The sequence below is a fragment of the Streptococcus sp. 27098_8_76 genome, assembly GCF_041432315.1.
Lineage (GTDB): Bacteria > Bacillota > Bacilli > Lactobacillales > Streptococcaceae > Streptococcus.
The window spans coordinates 1-12,852 of the sequence record NZ_JAPVZI010000006.1; the positions used below are offsets into that span (position 1 = coordinate 1).

Consider the following 12,852-nt stretch of genomic DNA (forward strand, 5'->3'; position numbering starts at 1 on the left):
CGCTTTCGCTTGTCAACACTTTTTTGAAACTTTTTTTAAAATTTTTCATCAAGTGTTTCACACCGTAACATACCATAGTCCGTACGGGATTCGAACCCGTGTTACCGCCGTGAAAAGGCGGTGTCTTAACCCCTTGACCAACGGACCAGAGTTGTTATTTTCAACTCTTACTATTATACCGACTTTTTATTTTTTGTCAACACCTTTTTTAAACTTTTTTTATTAATTTTACAACAGCTTCAGTTCGAGCTGTATGTGGGAACATATCGACCGACTGGATATAATGAAGATCATAGACTTCTACTAAGCGTCCCAAATCACGAGCCAAGGTCGAAACATTGCAAGAAATATAAACCATTTTTTCTGGTACATAAGTAAGAATAGTATCTAATAACTTATCATCCAGACCTGTACGTGGTGGGTCCACAATCAGAGCATCTGCTCGGTAGCCTTCCTTGTACCAACGAGGAATAATCTCTTCTGCTGTTCCAGCTTCATAATGCGTATTGTCAAATCCCATTCTTTTAGCATTTCGCTTAGCATCTTCAATAGCTTCTGGAATAATATCCATACCTCTGAGTGTTTTTACTTTCTTTGCAAAGGCAAATCCAATCGTTCCAACTCCACAATAAGCATCAATCAAATGGTCTTCTTTATTTACATCCAAGGCTTTTACCGCCTCGTTATAAAGAACCTCTGTTTGTTCAGGATTTAGTTGATAGAAAGCTCGAGGAGATAGTGAAAATTCATAATCGAGTACACCTTCTTGAATACTCTCTTGTCCCCAGATAATCTCTGTCTTTTCACCATATATTTCACTTGTTTTAGCTGTATTTGTATTTACAGCTACTGTCACAACTTCTGGAAAATCTTTAACTAAATCTTTTACCAGTTTTGTGAAATTAAGCTGGCAGTTTGTAACAATAATAATCTGAACCTGTCCAGTCTTTCTTGCTCGTCGGACCATAATAGTCCTAACACCAAGAACTTTTCTCTCATCGGTGATTGGAATCTGGTGATAAGTAAGTAATTCTGCTAGACGATTAGCAATCACTTGGGTTTCCTTGTCTTGTACCAGGCAGTCTTTCAACTCTACTAAATAGTGAGAGTTTTGTGCATACAGACCTGCCTTGACCTGATTTTTAAATTTTCGAGTCTGAAATTGTAACTTAGCACGGTAGTACTTTGGTTCCTGCATTCCAATAGTTGGACGGATTTCATAGTTTTCATATCCTGCAGGGGCAAATTTTTTCAGCGCTTGGTAAAGTAAGTCCGTCTTGAATTCCAGTTGTTTATCATAATGCAGGTGCATGATTTGGCAGCCTCCGCACTCATTGTAAATAGTACAAGCTGGCACAACTCGGAATTTAGACTTCTTGTTGACCTTTAGTAATTTTGCTTCAACAAAGTTGCGTCTAATAGAAGTAATCTGACAATAGATATCTTCTCCTTTTAGTGCTCCAGGTACAAAAACTAACGTTTTTTGGTAAAAGCCGATTCCCTCACCATTAATTCCCATGCGCTTGATTTTTAATGGTATTTTTTGTTTCACTTTCAGATTCATACCCCTATCTTATCACATTTTGAGTTATAATAGAACTATGAAAATCACAAAACTTGAAAAGAAAAAAAGACTCTATCTGATGGAGCTTGATAATGACGATAAATGCTACATTACTGAAGATACTATTGTTCGTTTTATGTTATCAAGAGATAAGGTGATAAGTGAAGAAGAATTGAAAGAGATTCAGGACTTTGCTCAATTTTCTTATGGTAAGAATCTGGCCCTCTACCACTTATCCTTTAAAGCACGTACTGAAAAAGAAATCAGAGAATATCTGAAAAAATACGATATCGATGAAAACATCCTTTCTCAAGTCATTGCTAATCTTAAAGAAGATAAGTGGATTAATGATAGCCAGTACGCTTATGCTATCATCAATGCCAATCAACTTTCAGGAGACAAGGGTCCTTATGTACTGACTCAGAAACTAGCTCAAAAAGGGATTTCAAAATCTACTATAGAAGAGAACTTGAAAGAATTTGATTTTTTTGAAGTTGCTCAACGTGTAGCTAATAAACTATTGAAAAAATATGAGGGAAAACTTCCAGCTCGTGCCTTGCAAGATAAGATAATCCAAAATCTGACCAACAAGGGGTTTTCCTATTCTGATGCTAAAACTGCCTTTGACCAGTTGGATAGTCAAGTTGATCAAGAAACGACTCAGGAACTCATCTTCAAGGAACTTGATAAGCAATATGCTAAGTATGTTCGAAAGTATGAAGGATACGAACTTAAACAGCGTTTAACTCAAGTTTTAGCTCGAAAAGGCTACGATTTTTCGGATATAGCGAGCGCTCTCAGAGAATATCTTTAATATTTTCATGTAAAATTCACAGATTTTAGGTAATTTTATGGTACAATAGTAAACGATAAACTTATAAATTGTAGAAAGTTGGTTAGTTATGAAGCTTCCAAAAGAAGGCGACTTTATTACAATTCAAAGTTATAAGCATGATGGGAGTCTCCACCGAACTTGGCGGGACACCATGGTACTAAAAACAACAGAAAACGCCATTATTGGTGTCAACGATCATACACTGGTTACCGAAAGTGATGGTCGTCGTTGGGTTACTCGAGAACCGGCTATTGTTTACTTTCACAAGAAATATTGGTTTAATATCATTGCCATGATTCGTGATAATGGAATTTCCTACTATTGCAATATGGCTAGCCCCTACTATCTGGATGAAGAAGCACTGAAGTATATTGATTACGATTTGGATGTTAAAATTTTTACAGATGGAGAAAAACGTCTCTTGGACGTTGAAGAATATGAGCGTCACAAACGCAAAATGAATTATTCTGATGACTTGGACTATATTTTAAAAGAACATGTCAAAATTCTTGTTGATTGGATTAACAATGGACGTGGTCCTTTCTCAGAAGCCTATGTAAACATTTGGTACAAGCGCTATGTAGAACTAAAGAATCGGTAAAGTTGTCAAACTAGGGTGAAAACCCTGGTTTTTTTAGTTGAAAACCCCAGCTTTTCAGCTGGGGTGATTTCTATATATCTAATTTCGTAACAGTAAATTTGATGTGGGAATAGTCTTTTTCAACATCCTTATCCAGCAAGAAAGCTGTGGCGTCCTTCTTAACTTGAACCAGATCAATATTCTGAGCTTGGGCTGCATAGACGCATCCACAATAACATTGACGATAGATATCATACTCTTCACACATCTCTACTGAACGTTTGTAACCTTGATTTTTCTTGAAATCACTTGGAAGATAGTGTGTTGTGTAAATTTTTTGCACATCGATTCCGATGCTGTTAATGGTTTGAGAATTCTTATGAGGACTGATGGTTAAAGCCGAACCGAAGTAGTCAAAGCCTAAATCCATAGCCACTTGAGCTGTTTTATCCAGTCGGTAGTCAAAGCAAACCTTGCAACGGTCGCCACCTTCTGGCTCTTCTTCCAGTCCTCTGACTAACTTACGGTATTCATTTGGTTCGTAGGGAGCTTCTAGGTACTGGACCGTATTTCCTGTCCTCTCATTGAAATCACTGACAAATTTCTTGGTGACGTAAGCCCGCTTATGGTATTCTGCCTTGGGGTGGATATTAGAATTGGCAAAATAGATGGTCACGTCTGCATACTTAGTCAAATATTCTAGTGTATAGGTACTGCAAGGGGCACAGCAAACGTGCATGAGAATAGTTGGCCGTTGCTCATTTTTCTCCCATACTTGTACCATCTTCTGCATGACACGGTCATAATTAATCTTCTGATTGGGGTTCATCTTGCTCAGAATTTCTTCTACATCGATCATGTTCTTCTCCTTTTTCTAGTCTTATTTTATCATATAAGTTAGGAGAGCTCAAATCAGTTTAGAAATGAATAGCATAAAAAGGAGGAATAGGCATTCCCTCCTTTTGTGTTTTCTATAGAAAGCTTACATCATGCCGCCCATCATGCTTGGATCCATTACTGGAGCTGGGGCTACTGGTTCTGGTTTATTGGCTACGACTGCTTCTGTAGTCAAAATCAAGCTTGCTACAGATGCTGCATTTTGTAGGGCTGAACGACTCACTTTAACTGGGTCGATAATCCCTTGATCAATCATATTGACCCACTCACCAGTTGCTGCGTTGAAGCCTGTACCAACTTCAGCATTTTTCAAACGATCGATAACGATTGAACCTTCAAATCCTGCATTGTGGGCGATTTGACGAACAGGTTCTTCCAATGCACGAAGAACAATATTGCGACCTGTTGCTTCGTCTCCTGTTAATTCCAAATCAGCCACGGCTGGAATCACATTGACAAGGGCTGTTCCACCACCTGCAACGATTCCTTCTTCAACAGCTGCACGAGTAGCGTTGAGGGCATCTTCAATGCGGAGTTTCATTTCTTTCAACTCAGTTTCAGTTGCGGCTCCGACCTTAATAACCGCCACACCACCTGACAATTTGGCCAAGCGTTCTTGCAATTTTTCACGGTCAAATTCAGAAGTTGTGGTTTCGATTTGAGACTTGATAACTGCAACACGGTGAGAAATCGCTTCAGGATTTCCAGCACCTTCTACGATAACTGTACTATCTTTGTCCACAGTCACTCTAGCTGCTTGACCAAGAGCTTCAATTGTCGCATCTTTCAACTCAAGACCAAGGTCTTCTGTGATAACTGTTCCGCCTGTCAAGATGGCGATATCTTCGAGCATAGCTTTACGACGGTCACCAAAACCAGGTGCCTTAACTGCTACCACGTTGAAGGTTCCACGAATCTTGTTCAAGACAAGAGTTGGAAGAGCTTCACCATCTACATCATCCGCAATAATCAAGAGTGGACGATTGCTTTGGAGAATACTTTCTAAGAGTGGCAAGATTTCTTGGATATTGGAAATCTTCTTATCAGTAATCAAAATGTATGGATTTTCAAGATCAGCTACCATTTTTTCGCTATCTGTTACCATGTACTGTGAAAGGTAACCACGGTCGAACTGCATACCTTCTACAACTTCAAGCTCTGTTTCCATACCACGTGACTCTTCGATAGTGATGACTCCGTCTTTGCCAACTTTTTCCATGGCTTCAGAGATGTATTCGCCGACTTTTTCAGAACGAGAAGACACGGCAGCAACCTGAGCAATAGCTTCTTTATTGGCAACTGGGATGGCATTGTTTTTCAAAGCTTCAACTGCTGCGGCAACTGCTGTTTCAATCCCACGACGAATACCGATTGGATTTGCACCTGCTGTGACGTTTTTGATTCCTTCGCGGACGATAGCTTGGGTCAAAACAGTTGCAGTTGTAGTCCCGTCACCTGCGATATCATTGGTTTTTGAAGCTACTTCTGATACCAATTTGGCACCCATATTTTCAAAATGGTCTTCCAATTCGATTTCTTTGGCAATGGTCACACCGTCATTGGTAATCAAGGGTGAGCCAAATGATTTTTCCAACACAACGTTACGACCTTTTGGTCCCAAGGTTACTTTAACAGTATCCGCAAGGATATCGACACCACGAACCATAGCTGAACGGGCATCTGATGAAAATTTAATTTCTTTTGACATACTTACTTTCTCCTTCTACTCTTCAATGATTGCCAAGATGTTAGCTTCGCCTACGATGGTGTACTTTTCATCGCCATCTTTGACATCAAGACCTGCGTGAGCTTCAACCAAGACACGGTCTCCAGCTTTAACACTTGGAGCAACCAAGTCACCGTTCAAGGTACGAACACCTTGTCCAGTAGCTACAACTTGGGCTGTTTTTGTTTTTTCTTGGGATGAACCTGCGAGGACAAAACCTCCAACAGTTTGTTCTTTTTCTTCGATTTTCAAGACCACACGGTCCCCTAATGGTTTCAACATCTGATTTCCTCCATAATGAGATAGATAGTATTAGCACTCTTTATATCTGAGTGCTAAATCATAGTTCTATTGTATCACTTGGTCAGAAATAGTCAAGAAAAAAGTCTGACTTTCTCAAGATAAAAAGCCTGAGAGCAACTCAGACTTTTTAATGCTTAAAATGGCAATTCTTCCTCTTCTAAGACCAAATCCGCCAAATCTTGGCCTGCATTATTTTCACGCATGGCACGTTGGGCGCGACTTTCCAAAAGTTGGAATCCTGTCACAAGAACTTCGGTCACATAGTTCATTTGACCATTTTTCTCAAAGCGACGGTTACGTAATTCTCCATCCACTGAAATGAGACTACCTTTAGTTGCGTAGCTTGCCAAGCTTTCTGCTAGTCTGCCCCATAGGACCATATTAACAAAATCGGCTTCGCGTTCCCCGTTTTGGTCTTTGTAACGACGGTTCACAGCGATAGTTGCTCGCGCTACCGACTTGTCATTGTTGGTTTTGTGCAATTCTGGTGTAGACGTTAAACGCCCAATCATGATAACTTTATTATACATATTTTCTTCCTCCTACTTATCTATTCGTAGGAAATCAAAAAAAGTTACAGAAATTTGTAACTTTCGAGGAAATTTTTTACTTTTTATGAACCATAAATCCTGTCGCCTGTTGATTGGCCATAATGGTCATATCTGTAATCTGCACACGACGAGGTTGACTGGTCACATAGACTACTGTGTCTGCAATATCCTGAGCTTGCAAGGCTTCGATTCCTTGGTAAACGGACGCAGCCCGCTCTTTATCACCGCGAAAACGTACCGTCGAAAAATCTGTTTCGACAATTCCAGGCTGAATGGTCGTCACCTTGATATCCGTTGCGATGGTATCAATTCGCAGACCATCTGAAAAGGTCTTAACTGCTGCCTTGGTAGCTGAATAAACTGCTGCACCAGCATAGGCGTAGATTCCTGCGGTTGACCCCATATTGATGATATGTCCTTGATTGGCTTTTACCATTGCTGGCAAGAAACAGCGAGTGACTGCCATCAAACCCTTGACATTGGTATCCAACATGGTCAGCATATCCAACTCTTCATAGTCCTGATAGGGTGCCAAGCCAAGAGCTAATCCAGCGTTATTGACCAATATATCAATCTGGCCTATCGTTTCTAGAATATCGGAGCAGACAGTCTTGACCATGGCCATATCCGTCACATCTAGTGAAAAAGTCCAAACTGTTTGATTTGGATAGGTCTCTGCAAACTCCGACTTAAGGGTTTCTAATCTGTCTATCCTTCGTCCTGTTAGAACGACATTCTCACCCTGCTCCAGATAAGCACGCGCAATCGCTTCACCGATTCCTGATGTCGCCCCTATAATCACAACATTTTTTGCCATCTTATTTCCTTCTATCTGGTCTATCAGATATTAACAACTTCTTAGGCAGTCCAGTGTTTCGCTGGATCAAATGGAGTTCCGACAACTTGGTCTTCTGATAATTCAATAATACCACGTTTTTGCGGAGCATTTGGCAGATGCAATTCACGAGGACTACACATCATGCCAAAACTCTTTTCACCACGAAGTTCACCTGGGAAAATAAGATTGCCTTTGGGCATCATAGCTCCTGGAAGAGCTACAATGGTTTTCAATCCAACACGCGCATTAGGAGCCCCTGCAACGATTTGCACTGTCTTGTCACTTGCAACTGCAACTTGGCAGATGTTAAGGTGGTCACTATCTGGATGGGCTACCATCTCGACAATTTCACCAACAACAAACTTAGATTCCTTGTCATTGACAATTTCTTCTTTAAAGCCTTCCGCCTGCAACTCTTGGTTCAAACGAGCTACTTGCTCATCTGATAAAAAGACTTGACCGCGCTCTGCAATTTCAAATAAACTTGAAACTTCAAAAATATTCCAAGCCACTGTTTCCCCATTATCTTTGAGAAAAACACGGGCTACTTTGCCTTTGCGCTCCACATCCAGTTTGGCATCTCCACTGTTTTTCACGATGACCATAAGGACATCACCGACATGTTCTTTGTTATATGTAAAAATCATTGTTTCCTTTTCTCCTATTTCAGTCCAGCTAAAAAGTCATTAATTTGTTGTTTGCTTTTACGGTCGCGATTAACAAAACGACCAATTTCCTTGTCTTTTTCTAGAACAACAAGGCTAGGAATTCCGTAAACATCCCAGAGTTTAGCTAGATCCATATACTGGTCCCGGTCCACCCGAATAAAGGTGAACTCTGGATTGGTCTCCTCAATTTCTGGCAAGGCAGGATAGATGTAACGACAATCACCACACCAGTCTGCTACAAAAAGAAAGACCTTCTTGCCATCTTTTTCTACCAAGGATGCTAATTCTTCTAAACTTGCTGGTTGTATCATAAAACTTCCTCCTCATAGACTAGGTCTTCATTTTCATAGACAAAGGTATAATGACGGCCATCCTCAAAAATGACGCCACCAACCAAGCTCTCTAGACTGCTTTCATAGACTTGAACATAGAGGGTCGCAATTTCCCCCATATCTGAAAAATGGTCTCGCACAATCGCTGTCAACTCTTCCTGAGTCTTCATGAGCTTATGGTCATCTGAAACTTTTTTCGTAGCAAGGGCAAGGCTCCCAATACCAAGCAGAGCCAGACCTGCCATCAACATTTTTTTAGCTTTCATACCATTCATTTTAACACAAAAAAGGCTTTAGGACAAATGAGGAAGTAGCAGAAAAGCAAGTAAAAAGCCTCTTCCTTTAAGGAAAAGGACTTCTTATACTCAATGAAAATCAAAGAGCAAACTAGGAAACTAGCCACAGGTTGCTCAAAACAGCGTTTTGAGGTTGTGGATGAAGCTGACGTGGTTTGAAGAGATTTTCGAAGAGTATTATTCTTATTGCCAGGCACCTGAATTGTCAACGTAGTAACCATCAGGTGTGTAGGTATTGCGAAGCATCTTACCTGACGAAGCTAAATAATACCACTTGCCATTATCTTTGACCCAATCATTCGATAGCATGGCACCAGAAGAACTTACATAATACCATTCTCCCTTGTCATAAACCCAAGCGCTTGCTTTCATGGCTCCTGAAGTTGATAAATAATACCACTTGCCTTGGTCGTAAAGCCAATCACTCGCAATCATGTCTCCTGATGATTTAAAGGCATACCAGTTGCTACCTTGATAAAGCCAAGTTTGATTGAACATGACTCCTTTATCATTCATAAAGTACCAAGTTCCCTTGTCCTTAACCCAATCATTCTGCACTAATTGACCTTGTTTTTGATAGTACCAGTTTTGGTTTGATGTTAGCCAGCTTTCTGCTTTTACAATCGGATAAAGTTCTTTGAAAGATTCTCCATCATCATATTTGTGACTGATAGATTTTAGTTTTTCAAGTTTCAACTCGCCATTGTCATAGTCTGCCCAAGCAAAGACTTTTTGACCATTGACAGTCTCTGGTAGGGTGGCAGTGTAAGTCTTGGTTTGATAATCCCATTTAGCATCGAGGTAAGTGTATTGATTATTTGATTCTTCAATACGATAGTAACCTCTCTTTCCACTATCATTATGAATATCATCCACAACTTTCGCTGACCAGGTCTTTACTTCGTTTCCGCTCTTAGCCTCGACCTTGATATCTCCTCTGTAGCCATAAGGTACGTAGAAATTCAGATAACGCCCTTCTATACCAATCATAGACTTGTCCTTTTCTTGACCTAGAAAATTGACTGTCTGATTTTGACCATCGAGACTAACCGTCCACTCGATTTTCTCGGTTTTTGGTAAATCCAAGACTTTAATATCCACTTCATGACCATTGTTAAACCGAAGAATCTTGCCATCTTGATACTGTACTCCACACTTAACAACCCATTCTTCTTTAAGCTCAAATGCCTGCCCTGAATGAGGAAAAGCCAGTAAAGCTAGACCAGCTAGAGACAAACCAAATAATGTGATTTTTTTCATTGTAAATCCTCCTTAGGATTTTTTATGTTAATTATATCACTATGTTTTTATTTTGCAACTCATATCCTAAATATGCAAGCAAAAAACCTCTGAGATTGTTCTCAAAGGTTATAATCAGCTAATTGCTGTTCTCAACCGCTGCAGTGACAAAGGCAGTGTAGAGTTCTTCTGGACGATTTGGACGGCTTGACAGTTCAGGGTGATACTGACAAGCTACAAAGAATTTATTTTCAGGGATTTCCACGATTTCGACCAAACGATTGTCTGGAGAAACACCTGAGAAGACAAAGCCTGCTGCCTCAAACTGCTCACGGAAGGCATTGTTAAACTCATAACGGTGACGGTGACGACGTTGCACCACTTCTTGATTATGATAAGCAGCTGCTGCCTTAGAGCCACGTTTCAACTTAGACGGATAAAGTCCCAAGCGAAGGGTTCCCCCCATATCCTCAACATCAATCTGATCACGCATGATATCAATGATAGGGTATTTTGTTTCTGGTGCAAGTTCTGCAGAATTGGCACCTTCAAGACCCAAAACGTGACGAGCAAACTCGATACAAGTCAACTGCATTCCCAAGCAGACACCTAACATTGGAACATCCTTTTCACGCGCATAGCGGATGGCTTGGATTTTCCCTTCCGTACCACGTTGACCAAAACCACCTGGTACGATGATTCCGTCCGCATCAGACAAGAGTTCCGCCACATTCTCTGCTGTCACATCATTGGCATTGATCCAATTGATTTTAACTTCTGCGTCATTGGCATAACCAGAGTGTTTCAAGGCTTCAACCACAGAAATGTAGGCATCTTGCAACTCCACATACTTACCGACAAGGGAAATTTTAACTTGTTTCTTGAGGTTCATGACCTTGTCCACCATGGCTGACCATTCTGTCATATCCGCTACTGGTGCGTCTAATTTCAAATGGTCACAGACAATTTGGTCCATACCTTGAGCCTGCAAGTTCAATGGAATTTGGTAAAGGTGTTCAACATCCAACGATTCGATAACGGCTTCTGGTGCCACATCACAGAACTGGGCCAGTTTGTTTTTAATTCCTTGACCAGCTGGCTCTTCTGTACGAATAACCAACATATTTGGCTGGATTCCCAATCCACGTAATTCTTTTACAGAGTGTTGAGTTGGTTTGGTTTTCATTTCACCAGCAGCCTTGAGGTAAGGAAGCAAGGTTGTATGTATATACATGACATTGTCCGCACCCACATCTGCCTTCATCTGACGAAGGGCCTCTAGGAATGGCAAGGACTCGATATCTCCTACTGTTCCACCAACCTCTGTGATAATGACATCAGAGTCGGTCGTTAGAGCGGCGCGCTTGATTTTTTCTTTCAAAGCATCTGTGATATGAGGAATAACCTGAACAGTTGCCCCAAGGTATTCTCCACGGCGTTCTTTACGAAGAACTTCACTGTAAATTTTACCAGTTGTCACGTTGGAATATTTGTTAAGATTGATATCGATGAAACGTTCATAGTGACCCAAGTCCAAATCTGTCTCAGCTCCGTCATCTGTCACAAAAACTTCCCCGTGCTGGTAAGGACTCATAGTTCCCGGATCGATATTGATATAAGGATCAAACTTTTGAATGGTTACTTTCAGACCACGATTTTTCAAGAGACGGCCCAGACTCGCTGCCACAATCCCTTTCCCAATAGACGATACCACACCACCAGTTACAAAAATATATTTCGTAGACATAGATTCCTCTTTCTAAAATGCTCAAGGTCTTGTTAACTACGAGGGGATATAGAAAACAAGACCCTACTAATAAGAATAATCTGGGACGACTGCACCAGATTCACAACTAATACTCTTCGAAAATCTCTTCAAACCGCGTCAACGTCGCCTTGCCGTAGATATGTGTTCCTGACTTTGTCAGTCTTATCTACAACCTCAAAACAGTGTTTTGAGCAGCCTACGGCTAGTTTCCTAGCTTGCTCTTTGATTTTCATTGAGTATAAAATACAAGAAGATAACTTCTTGAAAAAACAAAAATAGCTCCCTAAGAACTAGGGAGCCCCGACCTCTAAAAGAGGTGCCCGAACAATATGATACCTAAAAATAGGATAATTGTCAATAGCTAACTTTTATTCCTCGATATTTTCAGCATCATCATCTGAAAACTCGTCGTCGTCTTCGTTGAGATCCACGTCTTCACCCAAGTCATCAGGAGCGATTTCGTTGATTTCTGCATCATAAGCTTCCACTTCATTTTTTTCATCATCTGGATTTTCATCATCGTATGAAAGAGCTGGATCTGCTTCGTATGCATCTTCATCTTCTGGATCATCTGCATTGTAGTCAATGGCATCTGAATCACCATCCATGAAGGCATTGACACGTTTTTTCTTAGCTTTTGGTGCTACTTCATCGTCGTCATTTTCTTCAAGAGCGATGATTTCTTCGTCGATTTCGTCTACACCATACCATGAACGAAGTCCCCATTTGTTGTCTCCAAGTGAGATGAAGCTACCGTCAAAGTTCAACTCTGTGTAGAACAAAGGCAAAGCTTCGCGGATATCGCTGTTTGATGTTCCAAGGTAGTTTTGAATTTCGTTTACAAGATCGCTAAAATGCATCTCGTGATCGCGACCACGAAGTTCCAAGATAGCACGCGCTACCTCAATCATAGATAGTTCACTTTTTTCTTGCCCAGCAAATACTTCTAATTCCAAAGCGTTTCTCCTCATTTATACTACTATCGCCAGAGCGAACAGACTCTGACCTCATTTTATCATTTACTCTTTATTTTACGATAATTTTGCAGAATAGTCAAAGGTTAAGGGGGAGAATTATTTCTTTGCTACCCATCCGATGGCATCGTGAGGTGGATTTTCAGTATCAATCCAGATAAATTCAATACCTATTTCCCCATTTTTAAACTTGGTTAAACGAATACCGTTGATTTCCAGTTCATTGAGTCGTTGACCCGTCAAGACTTCGCGTTCCTGCAAAATGAAAATCATACATAGAA

General features: G+C 40.5%; 15 protein-coding genes and 1 tRNA gene. 2 read left to right on the plus strand and 14 right to left on the minus strand.

From position 1 onward, the window contains the following. Positions 1-75: 75 nt before the first annotated feature. Positions 76-147: transfer RNA gene (locus O3636_RS05190), tRNA-Glu, on the minus strand. 61 nt (positions 148-208) lie between these two features. Further along, positions 209-1,564 (minus strand): 23S rRNA (uracil(1939)-C(5))-methyltransferase RlmD, encoded by a 1,356-nt coding sequence (gene rlmD, locus O3636_RS05195; protein ID WP_001050318.1) that lies wholly within the window; start codon positions 1,562-1,564, stop codon positions 209-211. A 37-nt stretch (positions 1,565-1,601) separates the two neighbouring features. Between rlmD and recX the strand changes: the two genes are divergently transcribed. Both recX and O3636_RS05205 read left to right on the plus strand, forming a co-directional pair. Then, positions 1,602-2,378 (plus strand): recombination regulator RecX, encoded by a 777-nt coding sequence (gene recX / locus O3636_RS05200; RefSeq protein ID WP_371642061.1) that lies wholly within the window; start codon positions 1,602-1,604, stop codon positions 2,376-2,378. Positions 2,379-2,466: 88 nt separating this feature from the next. Continuing rightward, positions 2,467-3,000 carry a DUF402 domain-containing protein gene (locus O3636_RS05205; protein ID WP_000775316.1) on the plus strand — a complete coding sequence of 178 codons (534 nt, stop codon included), beginning with the start codon at positions 2,467-2,469 and terminating at the stop codon, positions 2,998-3,000. Positions 3,001-3,070: 70 nt separating this feature from the next. Here the strand turns inward: O3636_RS05205 and O3636_RS05210 are convergent, their stop codons facing one another. The 12 genes from O3636_RS05210 to O3636_RS05265 all read right to left on the minus strand — a co-directional run bounded on the left by O3636_RS05210 (position 3,071) and on the right by O3636_RS05265 (position 12,844). Beyond that, on the minus strand, positions 3,071-3,838 hold the full coding sequence (locus tag O3636_RS05210) for an epoxyqueuosine reductase QueH (protein WP_000567567.1): 768 nt from the start codon (positions 3,836-3,838) through the stop codon (positions 3,071-3,073). A 123-nt stretch (positions 3,839-3,961) separates the two neighbouring features. Beyond that, the gene (gene groL / locus O3636_RS05215; RefSeq protein WP_000031581.1) at positions 3,962-5,584 is read right to left on the minus strand and encodes a chaperonin GroEL; all 1,623 of its coding nucleotides are present in this window, start codon (positions 5,582-5,584) and stop codon (positions 3,962-3,964) included. A 15-nt stretch (positions 5,585-5,599) separates the two neighbouring features. Continuing rightward, positions 5,600-5,884, minus strand: coding sequence for a co-chaperone GroES (gene groES, locus O3636_RS05220; protein ID WP_371642063.1), 285 nt, complete (start codon positions 5,882-5,884; stop codon positions 5,600-5,602). Positions 5,885-6,039: 155 nt separating this feature from the next. Continuing rightward, complete coding sequence (locus tag O3636_RS05225; protein ID WP_261105940.1) at positions 6,040-6,435, minus strand: single-stranded DNA-binding protein; 396 nt, start codon at positions 6,433-6,435, stop codon at positions 6,040-6,042. 76 nt (positions 6,436-6,511) lie between these two features. Beyond that, positions 6,512-7,273, minus strand: coding sequence for an SDR family NAD(P)-dependent oxidoreductase (locus O3636_RS05230; RefSeq protein WP_261026145.1), 762 nt, complete (start codon positions 7,271-7,273; stop codon positions 6,512-6,514). Between the two features lie 41 nt (positions 7,274-7,314). Then, positions 7,315-7,941 carry a YtpR family tRNA-binding protein gene (ytpR, locus tag O3636_RS05235; RefSeq protein ID WP_261026147.1) on the minus strand — a complete coding sequence of 209 codons (627 nt, stop codon included), beginning with the start codon at positions 7,939-7,941 and terminating at the stop codon, positions 7,315-7,317. A gap of 14 nt (positions 7,942-7,955) precedes the next feature. Further along, positions 7,956-8,273, minus strand: coding sequence for a thioredoxin family protein (locus tag O3636_RS05240; RefSeq protein WP_000615777.1), 318 nt, complete (start codon positions 8,271-8,273; stop codon positions 7,956-7,958). Further along, entirely contained in the window at positions 8,270-8,569 is a 300-nt protein-coding gene (locus O3636_RS05245) for a DUF4651 domain-containing protein (protein WP_261026149.1), read from the minus strand. Before O3636_RS05245 ends, O3636_RS05240 begins: the two co-directional genes overlap by 4 nt. Positions 8,570-8,773: 204 nt before the next feature. Continuing rightward, positions 8,774-9,850, minus strand: coding sequence for an N-acetylmuramoyl-L-alanine amidase family protein (locus O3636_RS05250; RefSeq protein ID WP_371642066.1), 1,077 nt, complete (start codon positions 9,848-9,850; stop codon positions 8,774-8,776). 118 nt (positions 9,851-9,968) lie between these two features. Then, positions 9,969-11,576 (minus strand): CTP synthase, encoded by a 1,608-nt coding sequence (locus O3636_RS05255; RefSeq protein WP_261026152.1) that lies wholly within the window; start codon positions 11,574-11,576, stop codon positions 9,969-9,971. 389 nt (positions 11,577-11,965) lie between these two features. After that, complete coding sequence (rpoE, locus tag O3636_RS05260; protein WP_000418401.1) at positions 11,966-12,553, minus strand: DNA-directed RNA polymerase subunit delta; 588 nt, start codon at positions 12,551-12,553, stop codon at positions 11,966-11,968. A 117-nt stretch (positions 12,554-12,670) separates the two neighbouring features. After that, the gene (locus O3636_RS05265) at positions 12,671-12,844 is read right to left on the minus strand and encodes a hypothetical protein (RefSeq protein ID WP_000576262.1); all 174 of its coding nucleotides are present in this window, start codon (positions 12,842-12,844) and stop codon (positions 12,671-12,673) included. Positions 12,845-12,852 lie beyond the last annotated feature (8 nt).

Coding starts and splice junctions, on each gene's coding strand:
- O3636_RS05250 (WP_371642066.1), bottom strand. CDS start 9,850: ATGAAAAAAATCACATTATTTGGTTTGTCTCTAGCTGGTCTAGCTTTA.
- O3636_RS05230 (WP_261026145.1), bottom strand. CDS start 7,273: ATGGCAAAAAATGTTGTGATTATAGGGGCGACATCAGGAATCGGTGAA.
- rlmD (WP_001050318.1), bottom strand. CDS start 1,564: ATGAATCTGAAAGTGAAACAAAAAATACCATTAAAAATCAAGCGCATG.
- O3636_RS05205 (WP_000775316.1), top strand. CDS start 2,467: ATGAAGCTTCCAAAAGAAGGCGACTTTATTACAATTCAAAGTTATAAG.
- O3636_RS05240 (WP_000615777.1), bottom strand. CDS start 8,273: ATGATACAACCAGCAAGTTTAGAAGAATTAGCATCCTTGGTAGAAAAA.
- recX (WP_371642061.1), top strand. CDS start 1,602: ATGAAAATCACAAAACTTGAAAAGAAAAAAAGACTCTATCTGATGGAG.
- O3636_RS05225 (WP_261105940.1), bottom strand. CDS start 6,435: ATGTATAATAAAGTTATCATGATTGGGCGTTTAACGTCTACACCAGAA.
- O3636_RS05255 (WP_261026152.1), bottom strand. CDS start 11,576: ATGTCTACGAAATATATTTTTGTAACTGGTGGTGTGGTATCGTCTATT.
- O3636_RS05265 (WP_000576262.1), bottom strand. CDS start 12,844: ATGATTTTCATTTTGCAGGAACGCGAAGTCTTGACGGGTCAACGACTC.
- ytpR (WP_261026147.1), bottom strand. CDS start 7,941: ATGATTTTTACATATAACAAAGAACATGTCGGTGATGTCCTTATGGTC.
- O3636_RS05245 (WP_261026149.1), bottom strand. CDS start 8,569: ATGAATGGTATGAAAGCTAAAAAAATGTTGATGGCAGGTCTGGCTCTG.
- groL (WP_000031581.1), bottom strand. CDS start 5,584: ATGTCAAAAGAAATTAAATTTTCATCAGATGCCCGTTCAGCTATGGTT.
- O3636_RS05210 (WP_000567567.1), bottom strand. CDS start 3,838: ATGATCGATGTAGAAGAAATTCTGAGCAAGATGAACCCCAATCAGAAG.
- groES (WP_371642063.1), bottom strand. CDS start 5,884: ATGTTGAAACCATTAGGGGACCGTGTGGTCTTGAAAATCGAAGAAAAA.